The 20254-nt window shown below is 70.3% G+C and carries 17 protein-coding genes and 2 pseudogenes; 10 read left to right on the top strand and 9 right to left on the bottom strand.

Annotated elements, in window-relative coordinates; genetic code table 11:
* Positions 1-5: 5 nt before the first annotated feature.
* Positions 6-1394, top strand: a complete 1389-nt coding sequence (locus OG870_RS34785) for an FAD-dependent oxidoreductase (RefSeq protein ID WP_327691823.1) — start codon at positions 6-8, stop codon at positions 1392-1394.
* A 212-nt stretch (positions 1395-1606) separates the two neighbouring features.
* Here the strand turns inward: OG870_RS34785 and OG870_RS34780 are convergent, their stop codons facing one another.
* Positions 1607-1927, bottom strand: coding sequence for a hypothetical protein (locus OG870_RS34780; protein WP_266522950.1), 321 nt, complete (start codon positions 1925-1927; stop codon positions 1607-1609).
* 125 nt (positions 1928-2052) lie between these two features.
* Between OG870_RS34780 and OG870_RS34775 the strand changes: the two genes are divergently transcribed.
* Entirely contained in the window at positions 2053-2880 is an 828-nt protein-coding gene (locus OG870_RS34775) for a rhomboid family intramembrane serine protease (protein WP_266522948.1), read from the top strand.
* Between the two features lie 13 nt (positions 2881-2893).
* Here the strand turns inward: OG870_RS34775 and hemE are convergent, their stop codons facing one another.
* The gene (hemE, locus tag OG870_RS34770) at positions 2894-3982 is read right to left on the bottom strand and encodes a uroporphyrinogen decarboxylase (RefSeq protein WP_266843584.1); all 1089 of its coding nucleotides are present in this window, start codon (positions 3980-3982) and stop codon (positions 2894-2896) included.
* A 126-nt stretch (positions 3983-4108) separates the two neighbouring features.
* On the opposite strand from hemE, the gene OG870_RS34765 reads away from it, so the two are divergent.
* From OG870_RS34765 to OG870_RS34755, 3 genes are all read left to right on the top strand, one after another.
* Entirely contained in the window at positions 4109-4777 is a 669-nt protein-coding gene (locus OG870_RS34765; protein WP_266590641.1) for a DUF3000 domain-containing protein, read from the top strand.
* A 235-nt stretch (positions 4778-5012) separates the two neighbouring features.
* Positions 5013-5675, top strand: a complete 663-nt coding sequence (locus OG870_RS34760; protein ID WP_030939825.1) for a response regulator transcription factor — start codon at positions 5013-5015, stop codon at positions 5673-5675.
* A 194-nt stretch (positions 5676-5869) separates the two neighbouring features.
* Positions 5870-7186 carry a ribonuclease D gene (locus OG870_RS34755; protein ID WP_266522939.1) on the top strand — a complete coding sequence of 439 codons (1317 nt, stop codon included), beginning with the start codon at positions 5870-5872 and terminating at the stop codon, positions 7184-7186.
* Between the two features lie 62 nt (positions 7187-7248).
* On the opposite strand, the pseudogene OG870_RS34750 reads toward OG870_RS34755, so the two are convergent.
* Positions 7249-7356: pseudogene (locus tag OG870_RS34750) on the bottom strand (carbohydrate ABC transporter permease); the annotation flags it as partial.
* A 331-nt stretch (positions 7357-7687) separates the two neighbouring features.
* Here OG870_RS34750 and OG870_RS34745 point away from each other — a divergent pair.
* The 3 genes from OG870_RS34745 to OG870_RS34735 all read left to right on the top strand — a co-directional run bounded on the left by OG870_RS34745 (position 7688) and on the right by OG870_RS34735 (position 11538).
* Entirely contained in the window at positions 7688-8914 is a 1227-nt protein-coding gene (locus OG870_RS34745; RefSeq protein WP_266522937.1) for a thiolase family protein, read from the top strand.
* A complete protein-coding gene (locus OG870_RS34740) occupies positions 8911-11037 on the top strand; it encodes a 3-hydroxyacyl-CoA dehydrogenase NAD-binding domain-containing protein (protein WP_266843587.1) in 2127 nt (708 codons plus the stop codon). The genes OG870_RS34745 and OG870_RS34740 overlap by 4 nt, the downstream gene beginning before the upstream one ends.
* A 174-nt stretch (positions 11038-11211) precedes the next feature.
* The gene (locus OG870_RS34735) at positions 11212-11538 is read left to right on the top strand and encodes a cellulose binding domain-containing protein (protein ID WP_266843589.1); all 327 of its coding nucleotides are present in this window, start codon (positions 11212-11214) and stop codon (positions 11536-11538) included.
* Between the two features lie 49 nt (positions 11539-11587).
* On the opposite strand, the pseudogene OG870_RS34730 reads toward OG870_RS34735, so the two are convergent.
* Both OG870_RS34730 and OG870_RS34725 read right to left on the bottom strand, forming a co-directional pair.
* A pseudogene (locus tag OG870_RS34730) lies at positions 11588-11671 on the bottom strand (hypothetical protein); the annotation flags it as partial.
* Positions 11672-11689: 18 nt separating this feature from the next.
* On the bottom strand, positions 11690-12706 hold the full coding sequence (locus OG870_RS34725; RefSeq protein ID WP_266522930.1) for a hypothetical protein: 1017 nt from the start codon (positions 12704-12706) through the stop codon (positions 11690-11692).
* Positions 12707-12867: 161 nt separating this feature from the next.
* Here OG870_RS34725 and OG870_RS34720 point away from each other — a divergent pair, with 161 nt between their 5' ends.
* Together OG870_RS34720 and OG870_RS34715 are read left to right on the top strand one after the other, a co-directional pair.
* Positions 12868-13758 carry an NAD(P)-dependent oxidoreductase gene (locus tag OG870_RS34720; protein ID WP_266843591.1) on the top strand — a complete coding sequence of 297 codons (891 nt, stop codon included), beginning with the start codon at positions 12868-12870 and terminating at the stop codon, positions 13756-13758.
* Between the two features lie 36 nt (positions 13759-13794).
* Complete coding sequence (locus OG870_RS34715; protein ID WP_266590637.1) at positions 13795-14169, top strand: NTP pyrophosphohydrolase; 375 nt, start codon at positions 13795-13797, stop codon at positions 14167-14169.
* 88 nt (positions 14170-14257) lie between these two features.
* Here the strand turns inward: OG870_RS34715 and OG870_RS34710 are convergent, their stop codons facing one another.
* The 4 genes from OG870_RS34710 to OG870_RS34695 all read right to left on the bottom strand — a co-directional run bounded on the left by OG870_RS34710 (position 14258) and on the right by OG870_RS34695 (position 20137).
* Positions 14258-15757, bottom strand: a complete 1500-nt coding sequence (locus tag OG870_RS34710; protein WP_266522921.1) for an amino acid permease — start codon at positions 15755-15757, stop codon at positions 14258-14260.
* Positions 15758-15896: 139 nt separating this feature from the next.
* Complete coding sequence (gene dxs, locus OG870_RS34705) at positions 15897-17825, bottom strand: 1-deoxy-D-xylulose-5-phosphate synthase (RefSeq protein ID WP_266522919.1); 1929 nt, start codon at positions 17823-17825, stop codon at positions 15897-15899.
* Positions 17826-18050: 225 nt separating this feature from the next.
* Complete coding sequence (locus OG870_RS34700) at positions 18051-19349, bottom strand: sugar ABC transporter permease (protein ID WP_266522917.1); 1299 nt, start codon at positions 19347-19349, stop codon at positions 18051-18053.
* On the bottom strand, positions 19346-20137 hold the full coding sequence (locus OG870_RS34695; RefSeq protein ID WP_266522915.1) for an ATP-binding cassette domain-containing protein: 792 nt from the start codon (positions 20135-20137) through the stop codon (positions 19346-19348). Before OG870_RS34695 ends, OG870_RS34700 begins: the two co-directional genes overlap by 4 nt.
* Positions 20138-20254 lie beyond the last annotated feature (117 nt).

Genomic DNA, 20254 nt, shown 5'->3' with positions numbered 1-20254 from the left:
TTCACATGAACATGAGCGCTGGGCGGGAACGACTGGTCGTGATCGGCGGCGATGCCGCGGGGATGTCCGCGGCATCGCAGGCTCGCCGTATGAAGGGTCCGGACGAGCTGGAGATCGTGGCGTTCGAGCGCGGCCGATTCGCCTCCTTCTCCGCGTGCGGCATCCCGTACTGGGTGGGCGGGGACGTCGACGAGCGGGACCGGTTGATCGCCCGTACGCCCGAGGAGCACCGCGCGCGGGACATCGATCTGCGCATGCGGACGGAGGTCACGGAGATCGACGTGGCGGGCAGCCGGGTACGCGCGCGTGACCTCGATTCGGGTGCCGAGGCGTGGACGTCGTACGACAAACTCGTGATCGCCACCGGGGCCCACCCGATCCGCCCGGACATGCCCGGCGCCGACGCACCCGGTGTGCACGGAGTGCAGACGCTGGACGACGGGCAGGCGCTCATCGACTCGCTCACGCGCACGCGTGGCCGTCGCGTGGTGGTCGTGGGGGCGGGCTACATCGGCGTGGAGATGGCCGAGGCGCTGATCAACCGCGGTTACGAGGTGACGGTCGTCAACCGCGGCAGCGAACCGATGTCCACGCTCGATCCGGACATGGGCCGTCTGGTGCACGTGGCCATGGAGGGCATGGGCATCACCATGGTCAACGACGCCGAGGTGACCAAGGTGCACACCGGCGAGGACGGCCGGGTGCGTGCGGTGTCCACCGAGGACGCCGAGTACCCCGCGGACGTGGTGGTCCTGGGCATCGGTGTACGCCCCGGGACCGCCCTCGCCGAGGCCGCCGGGCTGCCCCTCGGCCACCACCGCGGTCTCCTCACCGACCTCGCCATGCGGGTGCGCGGGCACGAGAACATCTGGGCAGGCGGCGACTGCGTCGAGGTCCTCGACCTGGTCTCCGGGCAGGAGCGCCACATAGCGCTCGGCACCCACGCCAACAAGCACGGCCAGGTCATCGGCACCAATGCGGGAGGCGGTTACGCCACCTTCCCCGGCGTCGTCGGGACCGCGGTGTCCAAGGTCTGCGACCTGGAGATCGCCCGCACGGGCCTGCGCGAGAAGGACGCGCGCAGGGCCGGATTGCAGTTCGAGACGGTCACCGTCGAGTCGACGAGCCGAGCGGGCTACTACCCGAACGCCTCCCTCATGACGGTGAAGATGCTCGCCGAGCGGCGGACGGGCCGCCTGCTCGGCGTGCAGATCGTCGGCAGGGAGGGCGCGGGCAAGCGCGTCGACATCGCGGCGGTGGCCCTCACCGCCCGTATGACGGTGGAACAGATGACAGCCCTGGACCTGGGCTACGCCCCACCCTTCAGCCCCGTCTGGGACCCAATACTGCTCGCCGCCCGCAAAGCGACAAAGGCGGTGGCGCAGGGGCGTTAGGGGCGTCAGGGGCGTCAGGGGCGTCAGGGGCGTCAGGGGCGCGGGGAACTGCGCAACGCCTTCAGGGGCGCGGGGAACTGCGCAACGCTTTTAGGGGCGCGGGGAACTGCGCGACAAGCCACGACGAACCCGCACCCCGCCACGCACCCGCACCCCGACGGCGCACCCGCAACGCACCGGCACCCGCACCCCTACGGCCCCCGGCAGAAAACCTACGCCGACCCGTTGATCCGCTCGATCGCCTGCCGCGCCTGCTCCGCCGGAGGCCGCGGCGGCAGCGACGACACGGAGGCCGTGGACGTCACCGCCGCCGGCTGCTCCCCCGCCGGTTTCGCATGCGCGGCACTGCGCACGGATCGCAGCCGGTGGCTCACCGCCTCGTCGAGGGTCACCGGCCGCTGCATCTGCGAAGCCAGCCGCCCCGCCTCCTGGCCGAGCCGGGCGACGTCCTCCCACGGCAGCCTCACCACCAGGGAGAGCTCGGCCTCACCGTCGGGCGTGGCCTGCATCGCAGGAGTAACTCGGTCGTTCATCGCCTGTTCCTCACGTCGTCCCCGCGACCCGCCTTCCCCGTGCCGCGGGCGGTTGAGGAGTCATACGCACGCGCGCGTGCCCGTGTTCACCGGTTCACCTGGCCCCCTGGGGGCACACATTCCTTGTGGTCATCCCCGTCCATGACGTGAACCCGGTGCGCCGCACCCCCTGGGTGACGTACGCGCTGATCGCCGCGAACGTCCTCGTCTTCCTGTACACGCCCGGCCTCGCCGGTTCCGTGGCGGGCGACAGCAGCCTGTCGCAGATGTGCCATCTGCAGGCGTTCCTGGACCACTACGCGGCGGTACCACAGGAGTTGATCCACCATCAGATGCCGCGTGTGGTCCCCACGGGCGAGATCGGCAGGGCGACGAACGGCGCACTGGGCTGCGTGGTGGCCCCACCGGGCTACGACAAGTCCCCGGCGCTGTCCGTCGTCACCGCCATGTTCCTGCACGGCGGCTGGCTGCACCTGCTCGGCAACATGCTCTTCCTGCTGATCTTCGGCAACAACGTCGAGGACCGCATGGGGCACATCAGGTACGCGCTGTTCTACGTCGTCTGCGGCTACGCGGCGTCGTACGGCTTCGCGCTCGTCAACGCCGACTCCAGTGACCCGCTGATCGGCGCATCCGGGGCTATCGCCGGTGTCCTGGGCGCCTATCTGGTGCTGTATCCGAAGGCCAGGGTCTGGGTCCTCGTGCCGTTCCTGATCTTCCTGCCACTGAGACTGCCGGCCTGGCTGGTGCTGGGCTTCTGGTTCGTGCTCCAGGCGGTCTACTCGTCGGGCGAGGGCGTCTCCACCGCCGGGACGGTGGCGTACGCGGCGCACGTCGTCGGCTTCCTGGTCGGCATGCTCCTCGCCTGGCCGCTCAAGCCGGGCACACCCCCGCCGCCGGAACCGCGCGGCCTGCTGTTCGGCAGGAGGGCACGGCCCCGGCACACCTGGTGAGTCGTGCGGAGAGTCAGCGGGCGGTCTGCGCGTGGACGTACTCCACGAGCCGGGTCAGCGCGTCCGGGTCGGTGGTCGGCATGACGCCGTGGCCGAGGTTGAACACGTGGCCCTCCAGGCCGGCGGCGGAGTCGAGGACCTCGCGGGTCTTGGCCTCGACGGCCTCCTTGGAGGCGAACAGGACCGTCGGGTCGAGGTTGCCCTGGAACGCCTTGCCGGGGCCGACCCGGCGGGCGGCCTCGTCGAGCGGGACACGCCAGTCGACGCCCACGACGTCCGCACCGGCCTCGCCCATGAGGCCGAGCAGTTCGCCCGTGCCGACGCCGAAGTGGATGCGCGGGACGCCGTAGCCGGCCACGGCCTCGAAGACCTTGGTGGAGGCGGGCAGCACGGAGCGGCGGTAGTCGACCGGGGCGAGGGCGCCGGCCCACGAGTCGAACAGCTGGACCGCGGAGGCACCCGCCTCGATCTGCACCTTCAGGAACGCGGCCGTGATCTCCGCGAGGCGGTCGAGCAGGTCGGCCCAGAGCTCGGGGTCGCCGTACATCATCGCCTTGGCGTTCTCGTACGTGCGCGAGGGGCCGCCCTCGACGAGGTAGCTCGCGAGGGTGAAAGGCGCGCCCGCGAAACCGATCAGCGGGGTCGAGCCGAGCTCGCGCGTCAGCAGGCCGATCGCCTCGCTGACGTACGAGACGTCCTCGGGGGTGAGGTCGCGCAGCTGGGCCAGGTCGGCGCGGGTGCGGATGGGATGCTCGACGACCGGGCCGACGCCGGGCTTGATGTCGAGGTCGATGCCGATGGCCTTGAGCGGGACGACGATGTCGCTGTAGTAGATCGCCGCGTCCACGCCGTGCCGGCGCACTGGCTGGAGGGTGATCTCGGTGACGAGTTCCGGGCGCGTGCAGGACTCGAGCATCGGGATGCCCTCGCGCACCTTGCGGTACTCGGGCAGCGAACGCCCGGCCTGCCGCATGAACCACACCGGCGTGTGCGGCACGGGCTCGCGCCTGCACGCCTTCAGGAAGGCGGATTCCCTGACCGCGTCGGGCGTTGCTGTCGTCGGCGTCTGGGCCTGGCCCGCAGGGCTCTCGTTCGCACTCACGACGGCAAGTCTCGCACGGCGTCACAGCGGTGACGGCCCGGGTTCGCGGGGCACTATCCGGACAGGCGGCCCCCGCACGGGTGTCCCTCCCTGCGCGAAGCCCCCGTTCCCTTTAATCTTCCCCGCATGGCTGCGGCTCAGGGACGACTGTCGGACGGCGCTGACGGAATGGACGACACCAAGGAGGGGGACCGGGATGGGAGCAGTACACCCCCGGTGCCCTTCCGGGCTGCCGTCGACGCGCTGAGGACCGCGCGGCTGCGGCCGCAGATCGAGGTCGAGGCGACCCGCGCACCGCAGCGGCTCGCCCCCTTCGCGTACGCGCTGGAGGCCACCGTCGTCGACGGCGACCAGGACCTGGCGGACGGCCGGCTGGTGCTGTTGCACGATCCGGAGGGGCACGACGCCTGGCGGGGCACCTTCCGGCTGGTCACGCTGGTGCGCGCGGAGCTGGAGCCGGAGATGGCCGCCGACCCGCTGCTGCCCGACGTGTGCTGGTCGTGGCTGACCGGCGCGCTCTCCGCGCGCGGGCTGTCGTACGGCGAAGCGAGCGGCACCGTCACCCGCGCGAGCTCGCACTACTTCGGCGGGCTGTCGGAGCGGCCGGCCGCGTCACAGATCGAGATCCGCGCCTCCTGGACGCCCCGTGAGGGCCTGGGCGGCGTCCCCGACACGGCCGCCCACCTTGCCTCCTGGTGCGATCTGCTGGCCCAGGTCGCCGGACTGCCGCCGGCCGGGCCGGGCGACGCGTCGGTCGTGACGCTGCCGCAGCGACGGGACCCGCAGTCGCGTTGACCGCCTCCTTGACCACTCTTCTTGGCCGCCTTCTTGACCGTCACTTTGTCGACTCGGCCACTTTCAGTCACGAACGGTCCTCGAACGGACCGATTCATTCATCGAGCGATCGATCGCTTGTCCGAATTGCACGGATTGTTACTCACTAAATCGTGATCTTTCCCTAAAGTGCTCCAGGTTTGGTGCCGAAGACGTTTGTGACCTTGAAAGCCGTCCCGCACCCCCAGGAGGCCTGGTGTCCGTTCTCCTTGAGCAGCCCGCAAGCCTGGTCGCCTACCGCCCGAACAAGCCGACCGCAATGGTGGTCGTGGCCGACCCGCGCGTCCGCTCCACCGTCACCCGCCATCTGTGGGCGCTCGGTGTGCGCGACGTCATCGAGGCCTCGTCCATCGCGGAGGCTCGTCCCCGCATCGGCAACCCCCGCGACATCTGCGTCGCCGACGTCCATCTCCCCGACGGATCCGGCCTCACCATCCTCTCCGAGACCCGCGCGGCGGGCTGGCCCAACGGCCTGGCCCTGTCCGCCGCCGACGACATCGGCGCCGTACGCAACGCCCTCGCGGGCGGCGTCAAGGGCTACGTCGTCACCGGCACCCGTACGAACGTCGGGCTCCCCACCCGGCCGGGCGCCGCGCCCATCGGATCCGCCGCCGCCCGTATGCACCGCCGCCCCCCGGGTGCCCCGAGTCACCCGGGTGGCTACCGCGAGCTCTCCGGCCGCGAGGTCGAGGTGCTGCGACTGGTCGCGGAGGGCCAGTCGAACAAAGCGATCGGTGTCTCCATGGGCCTGTCCGCGCTGACCGTCAAGAGCCACCTCGCCCGCATCGCCCGCAAGCTCGGCACGGGCGACCGCGCCGGGATGGTCGCGGTGGCCCTCCGGACCGGCATCATCCACTGACCCGTACGCAATCCACCGACCCGTACGTCTCTTTCGTTCACGGACATGAACAGAATCGACCGCTGATTCCCCGCCCGTGTCCCACCTGTCGCGAACCGGATCTTTCACCGACCTGACTGGTTTACGACCCCCAGGCGCCCGCCGACGGAACGTTACGTCGGCGGGCGCTGTCCATACACAGATACCCTTGACACGTGACCGACGCCCAAGAGACCGCAGCAGACAGCTCACTGCGAACCACCGGAGGCGCCCCTCCGGAAGACGGCGGAACATCTGTTACGGGGGCGCCGAATCCAGAGCCGGGCCAGGAACCGGGCCAGGAGCCGATTCCCTTGCTCGAACCGCGCGAGGGCGTTCCGCCCGTGATCGCCGACGCGGACGCGCTCGCCGAGGCGGTCGCCGCCTTCGCGGCCGGTTCCGGCCCTGTCGCCGTCGACGCCGAGCGCGCCTCCGGCTACCGCTACGGCCAGCGCGCCTACCTCGTCCAGCTGCGCCGCGAGGGCGCGGGGACCGCGCTGATCGACCCCGTGGCCTGCCCCGACCTGTCGGCGCTCGGTGAGGCGCTCTCGGGCGTCGAATGGGTGCTGCACGCGGCCACCCAGGACCTGCCCTGTCTGCGCGAGATAGGCATGGTGCCGACGCGGCTGTTCGACACCGAACTCGCCGGCCGTCTCGCCGGGTTCCCCAGGGTCGGCCTCGGCGCCATGGTCGAGGGCGTCCTCGGCTTCGTACTCGAGAAGGGGCACTCCGCCGTCGACTGGTCGACCCGTCCGCTGCCCGATCCGTGGCTGCGGTACGCGGCGCTGGACGTCGAGCTGCTCGTCGATCTGCGCGACGCGCTGGAGAAGGAGCTGGACCGGCAGGGCAAGCTCGACTGGGCCCGGCAGGAGTTCGACGCGATCGCCTCGGCGCCGCCGCCGGAGCCCCGCAAGGATCCGTGGCGGCGCACGTCCGGCATGCACAAGGTGCGGCGGCGTCGGCAGCTCGCCGTGGTGCGGGAGCTGTGGCAGACGCGGGACCGGATCGCCCAGCGGCGGGACGTGTCACCGGGCAAGGTGCTCAGTGACGCCGCCATCGTGGAGGCGGCGCTCGCGCTCCCGGCCGACGTGCAGGCGCTGGCCGCCTCGAACGGGTTCGGGCATCGCATGGGGCGGCGGCAGCTGGAGCAGTGGCAGGCCGCCGTCGATCGCGCGAAGGCCCTGCCGGAGGTGCAGTTGCCGGCACCGGGGCAGCCGGTGACGGGGCCTCCGCCGCCGCGTGCCTGGGCCGACAAGGACCCTGCGGCAGCGGCCCGTCTCTCGGCGGCGCGGGCGGCCGTGTCCGCGTTGGCCGAGCAGCTGAACATGCCCCAGGAGAACCTGATCACGCCGGACACCGTGCGGCGCGTGTGCTGGGAACCGCCGAAGGTCGTCGACGCGGAGACGGTCGGGGCGGCACTGGCGGGTTACGGGGCCCGGCCGTGGCAGGTCGAGCAGGTGACGCCCGTACTGGTGGCCGCGCTGTCCGCGTAGGGCGGGGGCGCTCGCCGCCGCCTCCCCCGGCGGCACCTCACCTGGTCGCCCCTCGGGTGAAGCCTGAACCGGAACAGGGACGTCGAGATCACGCCAAGATCCTGGGACGGCATGCAGAGGAAGGGGATGTAGAAGTCGTTGTAGACGGTGATGCCCTTCACGATCACCACGTGTCGGGGTGATCACCGGGGAGGGGCCGGGTTCGCACCCCGCGCCTACGCCGGTACTGACACCCAGAGGGCCCACAGCGCCGCCTCGGTAGTCGCCGTACGGGACTGCGGGTCCGTTGTGGCCGGTCGCGCCCACGCGGCGGTAGCCGCAAATCAGCACAGCCCCGCGTCCCTGCAGGACGCTCCGGCACCGGCGCTGTCGATGTGACCTTCGCCGCTCCACCCTCCAGGACTGTGCAGTCACGTTACCCGTAAGTAGCATGGGACCTGAGCGCGCGCTCAGCGCATGCGTGCCGCAGCAGTGCCATCCCGCATCTGGAGGAGAGCCATCGTGCCTCGTACCGTCAGGGACGTCGTCTTCGTCGACGGCGTCCGCACCCCGTTCGGCAAGGCGGGCCCGAAGGGCATCTACCACGAGACCCGTGCCGACGACCTCGTCGTGAAGGCGATCCGGGAGCTGCTGCGCCGCAACCCCGGTCTCGACCCGAAGAAGATCGACGAGGTCGCCATCGCCGCGACCACGCAGATCGGTGACCAGGGTCTGACGCTGGGCCGCACGGCCGGCATCCTGGCCGGGCTGCCGCAGTCGGTCCCGGGCTACTCCATCGACCGCATGTGTGCCGGTGCGCTGACCGCCGTCACCAGCGTCGCGGGCTCCATCGCCTTCGGCGCGTACGACGCCGTCATCGCCGGCGGTGTCGAGCACATGGGCCGCCACCCGATGGGCGAGGGCGTGGACCCGAACCCGCGGTTCGTGAGCGAGAAGCTGGTCGACGAGTCCGCCCTGTTCATGGGCATGACCGCGGAGAACCTGCACGACCGCTACCCGCACATCACCAAGCTGCGCGCCGACGAGTACGCCGTGCGCTCGCAGGAAAAGGCCGCCAAGGCGTACGCCAACGGCAAGATCCAGGCCGACCTGGTCCCGATCTCCGTACGCCGGACGAACCCGGAGGCCGGTGAGACGGGCTGGGGCCTGGTCACCGCCGACGAGCCCATGCGCCCGGGTACGACCCTGGAGAACCTCTCCGGTCTCAAGACCCCGTTCCGCGTGCACGGCCGGGTCACCGCCGGTAACGCGGCCGGTCTGAACGACGGCGCCACCGCCTCGATCATCGCGAGCGAGGACTTCGCCCGCGAGAACAACCTGCCGGTCAAGATGCGCCTGGTCTCGTACGCCTTCGTGGGCGTCGAGCCGGAGGTCATGGGCTACGGCCCGATCCCGGCCACCGAGAAGGCCCTCGCCAAGGCCGGTCTGTCGATCGGGGACATCGACCTCTTCGAGATCAACGAAGCCTTCGCCATCCAGGTCCTGGCCTTCCTCGACCACTACGGCATCGCCGACGACGACGCGCGCGTCAACCAGTACGGCGGCGCCATCGCGTACGGCCACCCGCTCGCCTCCTCCGGCGTCCGTCTGATGACGCAGCTGGCCCGCCAGTTCGAGGAGCAGCCGGAGGTCCGCTACGGCCTCACCACCATGTGCGTCGGCTTCGGCATGGGCGCCACGGTCATCTGGGAGAACCCGCACCACAAGGACGCCGGAGGCAACAAGTGAGCACCACCGAACTCCTGAAGGGCGCGGCCGAGCTGTTCCCCGACGAGGTCGTGACGTCCGCGCACGTACGCCACCTCGACCTGCCGTTCGGCGCGGGGCGCTTCGCGCTCGTCACGCTGGACAACGGCTTCGACCACACCAAGCCGACCACCTTCGGCCCGGCCTCGCTCGCGAACCTCAACACCGCGATCGACCAGGTCGAGAAGGAGGCCGCGGCCGGCGAGATCGTCGGTGTAGGCATCACCGGCAAGCCGTTCATCTTCGCGGTCGGCGCCGACCTCAAGGGCGTCGAGCTCCTCAAGGAGCACAAGGACGCGCTCGCCATCGGCAAGGGCGGCCACGAGGTGTTCAAGCGCCTCGCGGGCATCGCGGTGCCGACCTTCGCGTACTACAACGGCGCGGCGATGGGCGGTGGCGTCGAGGTCGGTCTGCACTGCGCGTACCGGACCGTCTCCAAGGCCCTCCCGGCGTTCTCGCTCCCCGAGGTCTTCCTCGGCCTGGTCCCCGGCTGGGGCGGCTGCACGCTGCTGCCGAACCTGATCGGCGCCGACAAGGCCGTCTCGGTGATCATCGAGAACAGCCTCAACCAGAACAAGCAGCTCAAGGGTCAGCAGGTCTTCGACCTGGGGATCGCCGACGCCATCTTCGAGGGCGCCGACTTCCTGGAGCAGTCGCTGATCTGGACCGCGAACGTCCTCAAGGGCGACGTCAAGGTCGAGCGCCCGGTCATCGACCGCGGTGAGGCCTGGGACCAGGCCGTCGCCAAGGGCCGTTTCATCGCGGACTCCAAGGTGCACGGGGCCGCTCCGGCCGCCTACCGCGCGCTCGACATCATCGCCGCCGCCAAGAACGGCGACCTGCAGCAGGGCTACGACGCCGAGGACCAGGCCCTCGCGGACCTGATCATGGGTGGCGAACTGCGCGCCGGTATCTACGCGTTCAACCTGGTGCAGAAGCGCGGCAAGCGTCCGGCCGGTGCGCCGGACAAGAACCTGGCGCGTCCGGTCACCAAGGTCGGCGTCGTCGGCGCGGGCCTCATGGCCTCGCAGCTCGCCCTCCTCTTCCTGCGTCGCCTGGAGGTGCCGGTCGTCCTGACCGACATCGACCAGGAGCGCGTCGACAAGGGTGTGGGCTACGTCCACACCGAGATCGAGAAGCTGCTCGGTAAGGGCCGTATCAACCAGGACAAGGCCAACCGCCTCAAGGCACTGGTCACCGGTGTGCTGGACAAGGCCGAGGGCTTCTCCGACGCCGACTTCATCATCGAGGCCGTCTTCGAGGAGATCGGCGTCAAGCAGCAGGTGTTCGCGGAGGTCGAGGCGGTCGCTCCGGCGCACGCGATCCTCGCCACCAACACCTCCTCGCTGTCGATCTCCGAGATGGCGTCGAAGCTGAAGAACCCCGAGCGGGTCGTGGGCTTCCACTTCTTCAACCCGGTCGCGATCCTCCCGCTGCTGGAGATCGTCCGCGGCGAGCAGACGGACGACGCCTCGCTGGCCACGGCCTTCGCCGTCGCCAAGAAGCTGAAGAAGACCGCGGTGCTGGTCAAGGACGCCCCGGCGTTCGTCGTGAACCGCATCCTCACCCGCTTCATGGGCGAGATCCAGAACGTCATCGACGAGGGCACCCCGGTCGAGGTCGCCGAGAAGGCCGTAGAGCCGCTCGGTCTGCCGATGTCCCCGCTCGTGCTCCTGGAGCTGGTCGGTCCCGCGATCGGCCTGCACGTCTCGGAGACCCTCAACCGGGCCTTCCCGGACCGCTTCACGGTCTCCCCGAACCTCGCGGCCGTCGTCAAGGCGGGCAAGCGCGGCTTCTACGTGTACGACAGCGGGAAGCCGGAGCTGGACCCGGAGGTCGCCGCGCTGCTGAAGCAGGGTGACTCCGTCCTGACCGAGGAGCAGGTCCGTGACCGCGTCCTGGACGCGGTGGCGCAGGAGATCGGGCTCATGCTCGACGAGGGCGTCGTCGCCGAGGCCCAGGACATCGACCTTTGCCTGATCACGGGCGCCGGCTGGCCCTTCCACCTGGGCGGCATCACGCCGTACCTGGACCGCGAGGGTGTCTCCGAGCGCGTGAACGGCAAGAAGTTCCTGGCCCCGGGTCTCGCGAGCGTCCCGGCGTAACAGCGCTTGCCCGAGAGGGGCGGGCCCGCACGGTATCGATCCGTGCGACCCGCCCCTTTTGCCGTGCGTTTGCAGTTAGGATTTCCACACACGCAGATCACATTCTTCACGTTCGTTTGACGTTCCCGATCGGAGCCGGACCGGGAACGTATCGATGTCCTGCGGAGGAACTCCGTGGCGTCCACCCGCCGCCGCCAACAACCCCGACGTCGGGTGTGGCCCAAGGTCAAGCTGTTCCTTCTCGTTGCCGTTGGGGCGGCGGGCGCCACGGCGCTGTATCCGATCTGGAAGAAGGCGCACCCGGACCCGCCCGAGCTGACCCTCCGGTACCGGACGGCGACCCCCGCGACGGCCGCGGCGGCCGAGCCCTCGCTGGAAGTCTTCAACGAGTCGAAGAAGCCGCTGCCGCTGAGCGCGGTGACGCTGCGGTACTACTTCACGGCGGACGACGGCTCGTACGCCTTCAACTGCGTCCAGGCCGCCTTCGGCTGCTCCGGGTAGTCGCCGATGTGGGCGACGAAACGGTCCGGGTGCAGGATCGGATCGGCGTGATGACCATCTCCCGGCAGAACATCGACATCTCGTTGGCGAGGGCGATGTTGACGTGCCGGTAGGTGTTCTCCAGCAGCTTGGCGGAAGGGCGGCGTGCGGGTCAGACCTCCCGCCACGCCTCCAGCGCCAGGCCCGGCTCGTCCTTGCGGCGGGTCAGGAGCAGCTGGCCGGTCGACGGGGACAACGTTGCCGCCACCACGCGGCCTTCCTCGTCCACCGCGAGCGACACCCCCGCGTCCAGGGGCAGTTGGGGACCCGACTCGGTCCACCAGGCGCCGGCCGACTCCTGTTCGGTGGGGTAGGCGGCGAAGGCCACACGGCCGCTCGACGAACGCTGGGCGAGCAAGGTGCAGTCGTGGCCGTCGAGTTCGCAGCGCACGGCGCAGACGGGTCCCGGTCCGGCGGACGGCAGGAGCACGACCGGCTTGCCACCGGGGCGCCAGGCGCACAGGTCGCCCGATTCGTCGGTGTAGAAGAGGGTGGTGGCGTCGGCAGAGGTGGCGAGGGCGCGCAGGGTGCCCGCGCGGACCGGGGCCTCCATCGCCTCCTCCAGGGCGGGCTGCGCTCCCGGCTCCTCCTGCCGCCAGTGCAGGATGCCGCCGGGGACGGCCGCGTACAGCTCGACGCGTCCCGACTCGCCCGTCACGGCCGCCAACTCGTCCTGTACGTCACGCCCCTTGAGGTCGCGCCAGGGGTCCCAGCCGCCCTTCTCCTTCTGCGCGAGCATGCTCACCCCGCCGCCCTTGTTGCGGACGAAGACATGGGCGCGGCCCTCGGCGTCGACGGCGACGGCGGGAGTGCCGGTGCCGGGGCCCTTCCGGTCGGGGTGTCCGACGGGACTCCAGTCGAGGGCGGCGAGCCGGGGGCGGAAGTGCGTCGAGTGGACGAGGCCGGACTCGCCGGGGACGGTGGGCCGCCAGGACACCAGATGGGCGTAGGAGTCGCTGCCTCGGCCGACGGCGGGTGAGGAGTGCAGCTTCTGGTCGCCGCCGATCCTGTGCGGGGGCGTCCAGGGGCCGCCGGGTCCGCGTTCCGCGCGGCACAGGACGGCGTCGTCCGTCGGCAGGTAGACACTGAGCCGGCCGTCTCGGCCGCGTATGAGCCAGTCGCCGTTCACCGGTTCACTCTAAGCGGGGCCTTGCGCGGACCGCGTCCCGGCCCCTGGGTGACGCGCGTCTCCCTGTGGGTCCAGTGCGCGCGGCGAGTACTCCAGCGGGCAGGCTGTTCCCAGCAACCGCCGCACGAGTGCCTCCACCGCACAAGTAAGGAGCCGACCTCATGACCGATCAGCTCACCGTGAGTGTCCTCGGAACGGGCATCATGGGCGCCGCGATGGCCCGTAACCTCGCCCGCGCCGGACACTCCGTCCGCGCCTGGAACCGCACCCGGGCCAAGGCCGAGCCGCTGGTCGCCGACGGCGCCCATGTCGCCGACTCCCCCGCCGAGGCCGTCGAGGGCGCCGACGTCGTCCTGACCATCCTGCACGACGGTCCGGCCGCCCTGGACGTCATGCGCGAGGCGGCGCCCGCCCTGCGGCCCGGCGCCGCCTGGGTGCAGTCGACCACCGTCGGCATCGAGGGGATCGGCGAGCTGGCCGCCTTCGCCCGCGAGCACGGGCTGGTCTTCTACGACGCCCCCGTGCTCGGTACCCGCCAGCCCGCGGAGGCCGGCCGGCTGACCGTGCTGGCCGCCGGGCCCGTCGAGGGCCGCGGGGCGGTGGAGCCGGTGTTCGACGCGGTCGGCGTCCGGACGCTGTGGACCGGCGAGGACGGGGCGCAGGGCAGCGCGACCCGGCTGAAGCTGGTGGCCAACAGCTGGGTGATCGCCGCGACCGCGGCCACCGGCGAGGTCCTCGCCCTGGCGCAGGCACTCGGCGTCGACCCGCACGACTTCTTCGACCTCATCGCCGACGGCCCGCTCGACATGGGCTATCTCAGGGCCAAGGCGGAACTGGTCCTGGGCGACCGGCTCACTCCGGCCCAGTTCGCGGTGGCCACGGCGGCGAAGGACGCCCGTCTCATCGTCGAGGCGGGCCAGAGCAACGGGGTCCGCCTGGACGTCGCCGCGGCGAGCGCGGAGCGCATGGAGCGGGCCGCCGCACAGGGCCATGCCGACGAGGACATGGTCGCGGCGTACTTCGCCAGTTTCGACGAGAAGCGGGCCGACTGACCCGGCACCCTGCCCCGGCCGTGCGAACCTTGCCGCATGGACGACCGCTCCCCCCTGCTCGTGATCGTCGACGCCGCGAACGTCATCGGGTCGGTCCCCGACGGCTGGTGGCGCGACCGACGGGGCGCCGCGGAACGCCTCCGCGACCGGCTGGCCGCCGACGGCCTCCCGGGTCACGCGGGCCCCGTGGAGATCGTGCTGGTGGTGGAGGGGGCGGCGCGCGGCGTGGAGACGGTCCCCGGCGTGCGGGTCGAGTCGGCGCCGGGCAGCGGGGACGACCACATGGTCGACCTGGTGGCGGACGCGGGCGAGCGCCCCGTACTGGTGGTGACGGCGGACCGGGAACTGCGACGGCGCGTGCAGGAACTGGGCGCGGACGTGACGGGCCCACGGACCGTCAGGCCGACCTGAGCGCTCGCACGCCGGGGGAAGAACGCCGTACGGCCCCGCAGCCTCCGCCGAAGCGGGGCGGGCGGGGCCGTGGCCGTTTCCGTCGGCGCTATCGCTCCTGCGGTCGGGGCGTTGCCTCGGGTCGTGCGAGGCGGCTGTGGGTGCGGCCGTAGAAGAAGTACACGACGAAGCCGACGACCATCCAGATGCCGAACCGCAGCCAGGTCTCGGCGGGCAGGTTCAGCATCAGCCACAGCGAGGCCAGCACCGACACGATCGGCAGGAACGGGACCAGCGGGGTGCGGAAGGAGCGGGGCAGGTCCGGTCGGGTGTTGCGGAGGATGATCACGCCGATCGCGACGACGATGAACGCGAAGAGCGTGCCGATGTTCACCAGTTCCGCGAGTTCGCTCAGGCTGGTGAAGCCGGCGAGGATCGCGATGATCACGCCGAGCAGGATGGTCGGCCGGTACGGGGTCTTGAACCGCGGGTGGACGTGGGAGAAGAAGCGCGGCAGCAGTCCGTCGCGGCTCATCGCGAAGAAGACCCTGGTCTGGCCGAGCAGAAGGATCATGCAGACGGTGGTCAGGCCGACTGCGGCGCCGAAGCTGATGAAGCCCGAGAACCACGGGTGTCCCGTGGCCTTGAAGGCGTCGGCGAGCGGGGCGTCCACGGACAGCTTGGTGTAGTGCTGCATGCCGGTGACGACGATCGACACGGCGACGTAGAGCGTGGTGCAGATGACGAGCGAGCCGATGATGCCGCGCGGCATGTCCCGCTGCGGGTTCCTCGTCTCCTCGGCGGCGGTGGCCACGACGTCGAAGCCGATGAACGCGAAGAAGACGACGGAGGCCGCGGTGAAGATGCCCAACACGCCGAAGTTGGACGGCGCCCAGCCGAACATCAGCTCGATGAGGGGGGCTTGCAGGCTCCCGCCCGCCTCGACCGTCTGCGACTTCGGGATGAACGGGTCGTAGTTGTCGCCGTTGATGAAGAAGGCGCCCGCGACGATCACGGTCAGGACGACGGTCACCTTGATGGCGACCACGACGGCGGTGACCCGCGCCGAGAGCTTCGTGCCGAGAACGAGGATGACGGTCAGCACCAGGACGAGGGCGGCGGCGAGGACGTCGAAGCCGAACCCGTTCGCCCCCTCTCTGCCGCTCAGCGCGTCCGGCAGGTGCCAGCCCGCGTTGTCCAGCAGGGAGGCGATGTACCCGGACCAGCCGACGGCGACCACCGCCGTGCCGAGCGCGAACTCCAGCACCAGGTCCCAGCCGATGATCCAGGCGGGCAGTTCGCCCAGGGACGCGTACGAGAAGGTGTACGCGGAGCCGGCCACCGGGACCGTGGAGGCGAACTCGGCGTAGCAGATGGCGGCCAGCGCGCAGACGACGCCGGCCACGACGAAGGCCAGGGCGACGGCGGGACCGGCGTTGTTCTTGGCCACCGTGCCGGTGAGGACGAAGATGCCGGTGCCGATGATGACGCCGACGCCGAAGACGGTCAGATCCAGCGCGGAGAGGGATTTCTTCAGCGCATGCTCTGGCTCCTCGGTATCGAGGATGGACTGCTCGACCTTCTTCGTCCGGAAGAGGGTGCTGCTCATGGGGCGTACCTCCCACGCTGTGTCGTCCTCGACATGATCGAGAGGGGGCGTACTGCGTATGCCCCGGCGCGGGCGGATTCACGCGGATGGGCCGCTTCCACCACCCTTGTCGGTGGTGGAAGCGGCCCATCCGGCGGTATCAGTCGCGCGCGGGCTCCACCGAGTCGACCCCGGCCGCCGTACGGTCGAACCTGCCGTCCAGCTTGGAGACCAGCCCGGTGACCTGGCGGGCGATGTCGGGGGCCGTGAGGCCGATCTCCGCCATGACCTCGGCGCGGGCGGCGTGGTCGAGGAAGCGCGGCGGGATGCCGAAGTCGCGCAGCGGGACGTCGACGCCCGCGTCCCGCAAGGCCTGCGCGATCGCCGAACCGACGCCGCCGACACGGCTGTTGTCCTCGACGGTGACGACCACGCGGTGCCGCTCCGCGAGGGGCGACATGGCCTCGTCGACGGGCTTGACCCAGCGCGGGTCGACGACGGTGGTGGAGATGCCCTGCTTGTCGAGCAGGGAGGCGATCTCCAGGCACATGGGAGCCAGGGCGCCCACGGAGACGAGGAGCACGTCGGGCGTGTCCGTCCCCGGCTCGCGCAGGACGTCCATGCCGCCCACGCGTCCCACGGCGGGTACGGCGGGGCCGACGGCGCCCTTGGAGAAGCGGACCACGGTCGGCGCGTCCTTGACCTCGACGGCCTCGCGCAGCTGGGCGCGGACCTGGTCGGCGTCGCGCGGGGCGGCGAGCCTGAGGCCGGGCACGACCTGCAGGATCGACATGTCCCACATGCCGTTGTGGGAGGCGCCGTCGGTGCCGGTGACGCCGGCCCGGTCCAGGACGAAGGTGACCCCGCACCTGTGCAGGGCGACGTCCATCAGGACCTGGTCGAAGGCGCGGTTGAGGAAGGTGGCGTAGACGGCGAAGACGGGGTGCAGTCCGCCGGTGGCGAGGCCCGCCGCCGACACGGCGGCGTGCTGCTCCGCGATGCCGACGTCGTAGATCCGCTCCGGGAAGGCGTCGGCGAACTTCTTCAGTCCGACCGGCTGCAGCATCGCCGCCGTGATGGCCACGATGTCCCCCCGCTCCTTGCCGAGCTTGACCATCTCGTCGCCGAAGACCGAGGTCCAGTCGGCGCCCGAGGCCTTGATCGGCAGGCCCGTGTCGGGGTGGATGGGCCCGATGCCGTGGAAGCGGTCGGCCTCGTCCTGGAGGGCGGGCTGGTAGCCGCGGCCCTTCTCGGTGAGGCAGTGCACGATGACCGGGCCGCCGAACCGCTTGGCGCGCGCCAGCGCCGACTCCAGGGCCTCGATGTCGTGGCCGTCGATCGGGCCGACGTACTTCAGGCCCAGGTCCTCGAACATGCCCTGGGGCGCGATGAAGTCCTTGAGGCCCTTCTTCGCCCCGTGCAGGGTCTCGTAGAGGGGCCTGCCGACGACCGGAGTGCGCTCCAGGAGGTCCTTGCCGCGGGCCAGGAAGCGCTCGTAGCCATCGGTCGTACGAAGCGTCGCGAGGTGGTTGGCGAGCCCGCCGATGGTCGGTGCGTACGACCGCTCGTTGTCGTTGACGACGATGACGAGGGGCCGGTCCTTGGCGGCGGCGATGTTGTTGAGGGCCTCCCAGGCCATGCCGCCGGTCAGCGCACCGTCACCGATCACGGCGACCACGTGGTCGTCGCGTTCGAGGATCTCGTTGGCCTTCGCGAGGCCGTCGGCCCAGCCGAGCACCGTGGAGGCGTGGCTGTTCTCGATGACGTCGTGCTCGGACTCGGCCTGCGAGGGGTAGCCGGACAGGCCGCCCTTCATCTTCAGCTTCGAGAAGTCCTGACGGCCGGTGAGCAGCTTGTGCACATAGGACTGATGGCCGGTGTCCCACAGCACCCTGTCCTTCGGGGACTCGAAGACACGGTGCAGGGCGATGGTCAGCTCGACCACACCGAGGTTGGGGCCGAGGTGGCCGCCGGTCTTGGAGACCGCGTCGACGAGGAAGGTCCGGATCTCCTCCGCCAGCTGGTCCAGCTGCTCCAGGCTGAGCCGGTCCAGATCGCGCGGTCCCCTGATGCGGGTCAGCAGCGGCACCCGTGCCTCCTTGCAGTAGAGCTGATCGAGCTGTTGCCGGGCTTGTCGAGTCTAATGTTCCGCCTTTGCGGTCGACGCCCGGGCGGTGCGTGATACGTCACGCGATCGGCTGTACCCACGATCGGCTGTACCCATGACCGGGCCGTCCCACGAGTCGAACGAGTCCCACCACATGACTGTGCCCGGCACCGCCATGGGTGCCGGGCACAGATGCGCGAGGCCGTGCTAGGCGCGGCCGGCCGCCTTCTGGCTCCTGCGGGACACGGAGTCGATGACCACGGCGCCCAGCAGGACCGCGCCGGTGATCATGTACTGGATGGACGTGTTCATGTTGAGCAGGTCCAGGCCGGTCTGGATCGACTGGATGACCAGCATGCCCAGCAGGGCGGACCAGACCGAGCCCCGGCCGCCGAACAGCGACGTGCCGCCGATGACCGCCGCGGCGATGGCGAGCATCAGGGTGTTGCCGCCACCGGCGCTCAGCGTCGCGCTCGCGGTCTGGCCGGCGAAGAACATACCGCCGATCGCCGCGAAGCCACCGGAGATGGCGAACACGGTGATGCGGATCAGCGGCACGTTGATACCGGCACGGCGGGCGGCCTCGATGCCGCCGCCGACCGCGAACACCTTGCGGCCGTACGTCGTACGACGCAGCACGAAGTCCACGATCACCAGTGCCGCCAGGAAGATCACCAGCGCGTTGGAGACACCGGAGGCGTTGTTCAGCACGGCCGCGGCGACGAAGGACGCGATCGCCAGCGCGCCGACGCGCACCAGGATCTCGGCGGTCGGCCGGAACGGCACGCCCGCGGCCTTGCGGCGGCGCTGCTCGCTGAAGTTGCCGACGAGCATCAGCACCACACCGAGGGCGGCCAGCAGGTAGGCGCCGATGATGGCCTGGTCCATGAAGAACGAGCTCTGGCCGAGCAGGTGGACCGGACCGGAGTCGGACGGGATGTTGATGGTGCCGCTGGAACCCAGCAGCCACAGCATCAGGCCGTTCCAGCCGAGGAAGCCGGCCAGGGTGACCACGAAGGCGGGTACGCCGATCTTCGCGAAGAACCAGCCCTGCAGCGCGCCGATACCGATACCCGTGAGGACCGCGAGGACCAGCGACAGCCAGGGGTTCATGCCGTGTGAAACCACGAACACCGCGAACAGGGTGGAGCCCAGACCGCTGACCGAACCGACCGACAGGTCGATCTCGCCGAGCAGCAGGACGAACACCAGGCCGATGGCGAGCATGCCGGTGGCCGACATGTAGTAGCTGATGTTCGAGAGGTTGTCGGCGCTGAGGAAGCGGTCGTTCTGCAGCTGGAAGATCGTCCAGATGACGATCAGGCCGACCACCACCGGCAGCGAGCCCAGCTCACCACCCTTGACCTTGCGTGTGAACTCCGTCCAGTAGCCCTTGAAGCCCTCTTCGCGGACCAGCAGACGGGGGTCGACCGTGGCGATCGACGCGGCCGTGGGGTCATCGGTGACCACGGTCTGCGTCTTGGAAACCTTGGATGTGTCGCTCACTGTGCCGCCTCCGTGCTGCGACGCCCCGCACGACGGGTGACGGCGTTGTCCGTGGCACCCGTGATCGCGGAGATGATCTCTTCCTGACTGGTGTTCTTCACCGAGAAGGAACCGTTGTTCCTGCCCAGCCTCAGCACGGCGACGGTATCGGCGACGGCCTTCACATCGGCCATGTTGTGGCTGATGAGGATGACGGCGAGGTTCTGCTCGCGCAGCCGCTCGACGAGGTCGAGGACCTGCGCGGTCTGCTCGACGCCGAGTGCGGCGGTGGGCTCGTCGAGGATGACGACCTTCGGCTCGCCGATCAGGGCGCGCGCGATGGCGACGACCTGGCGCTGACCGCCGGAGAGGCTGGCGATCGGGATGCGCACGCTCGGGATGCGGATGGAGAGCGTGCTCAGCAGCTCGCGCGCCTTCTTCTCCATCGTGACCTCGTCGATGACGCCGCGGTGCAGCAGCTCGCGTCCGAGGTAGAGGTTGCCGACCACGTCGAGGTTGTCGCAGAGCGCGAGGTCCTGGTAGACCGTCGCGACGCCGAGTCCCTGTGCGTCGTGCGGCCGGGTGATGCTGACCGGCTTGCCGTCCCACTCGATGACGCCCTCATCGATGGGATGCACACCGGCGATCGTCTTGACCAGCGTGGACTTTCCGGCGCCGTTGTCGCCGACCAGGGCGACCACTTCTCCGGCGTGGACCTCCAGTTCGACCTCGGTGAGTGCCTGCACCGCACCGAATCGCTTGGAGACTCCGCGCAACGCCAACACAGGCGTAGCGGACACGTGAACCATCTCCTTCGCCGCCTGACCGGCGGGGTACCGCGCTTGGGGTAGGGCGCGGAGGGATGTGCTGTGAGCACTGTCGTATAGGTCGAAATTGCGCGTCCGCGGTGCCTCTTGGCAACGGTT

Source organism: Streptomyces sp. NBC_00461, assembly GCF_036013935.1.
GTDB lineage: Bacteria > Actinomycetota > Actinomycetes > Streptomycetales > Streptomycetaceae > Streptomyces.
This window is presented reverse-complemented; position numbering and strand designations above follow the sequence as displayed.

Excerpts from the sequence above, each read along its gene's own strand:
- OG870_RS34785 (WP_327691823.1), top strand. The coding sequence starts at position 6 with ATGAACATGAGCGCTGGGCGGGAACGACTGGTCGTGATCGGCGGCGAT.
- OG870_RS34780 (WP_266522950.1), bottom strand. The coding sequence starts at position 1,927 with ATGAACGACCGAGTTACTCCTGCGATGCAGGCCACGCCCGACGGTGAG.
- OG870_RS34765 (WP_266590641.1), top strand. The coding sequence starts at position 4,109 with ATGGCTGCGGCTCAGGGACGACTGTCGGACGGCGCTGACGGAATGGAC.
- OG870_RS34720 (WP_266843591.1), top strand. The coding sequence starts at position 12,868 with ATGACCGATCAGCTCACCGTGAGTGTCCTCGGAACGGGCATCATGGGC.
- OG870_RS34715 (WP_266590637.1), top strand. The coding sequence starts at position 13,795 with ATGGACGACCGCTCCCCCCTGCTCGTGATCGTCGACGCCGCGAACGTC.
- OG870_RS34710 (WP_266522921.1), bottom strand. The coding sequence starts at position 15,757 with ATGAGCAGCACCCTCTTCCGGACGAAGAAGGTCGAGCAGTCCATCCTC.
- OG870_RS34695 (WP_266522915.1), bottom strand. The coding sequence starts at position 20,137 with ATGGTTCACGTGTCCGCTACGCCTGTGTTGGCGTTGCGCGGAGTCTCC.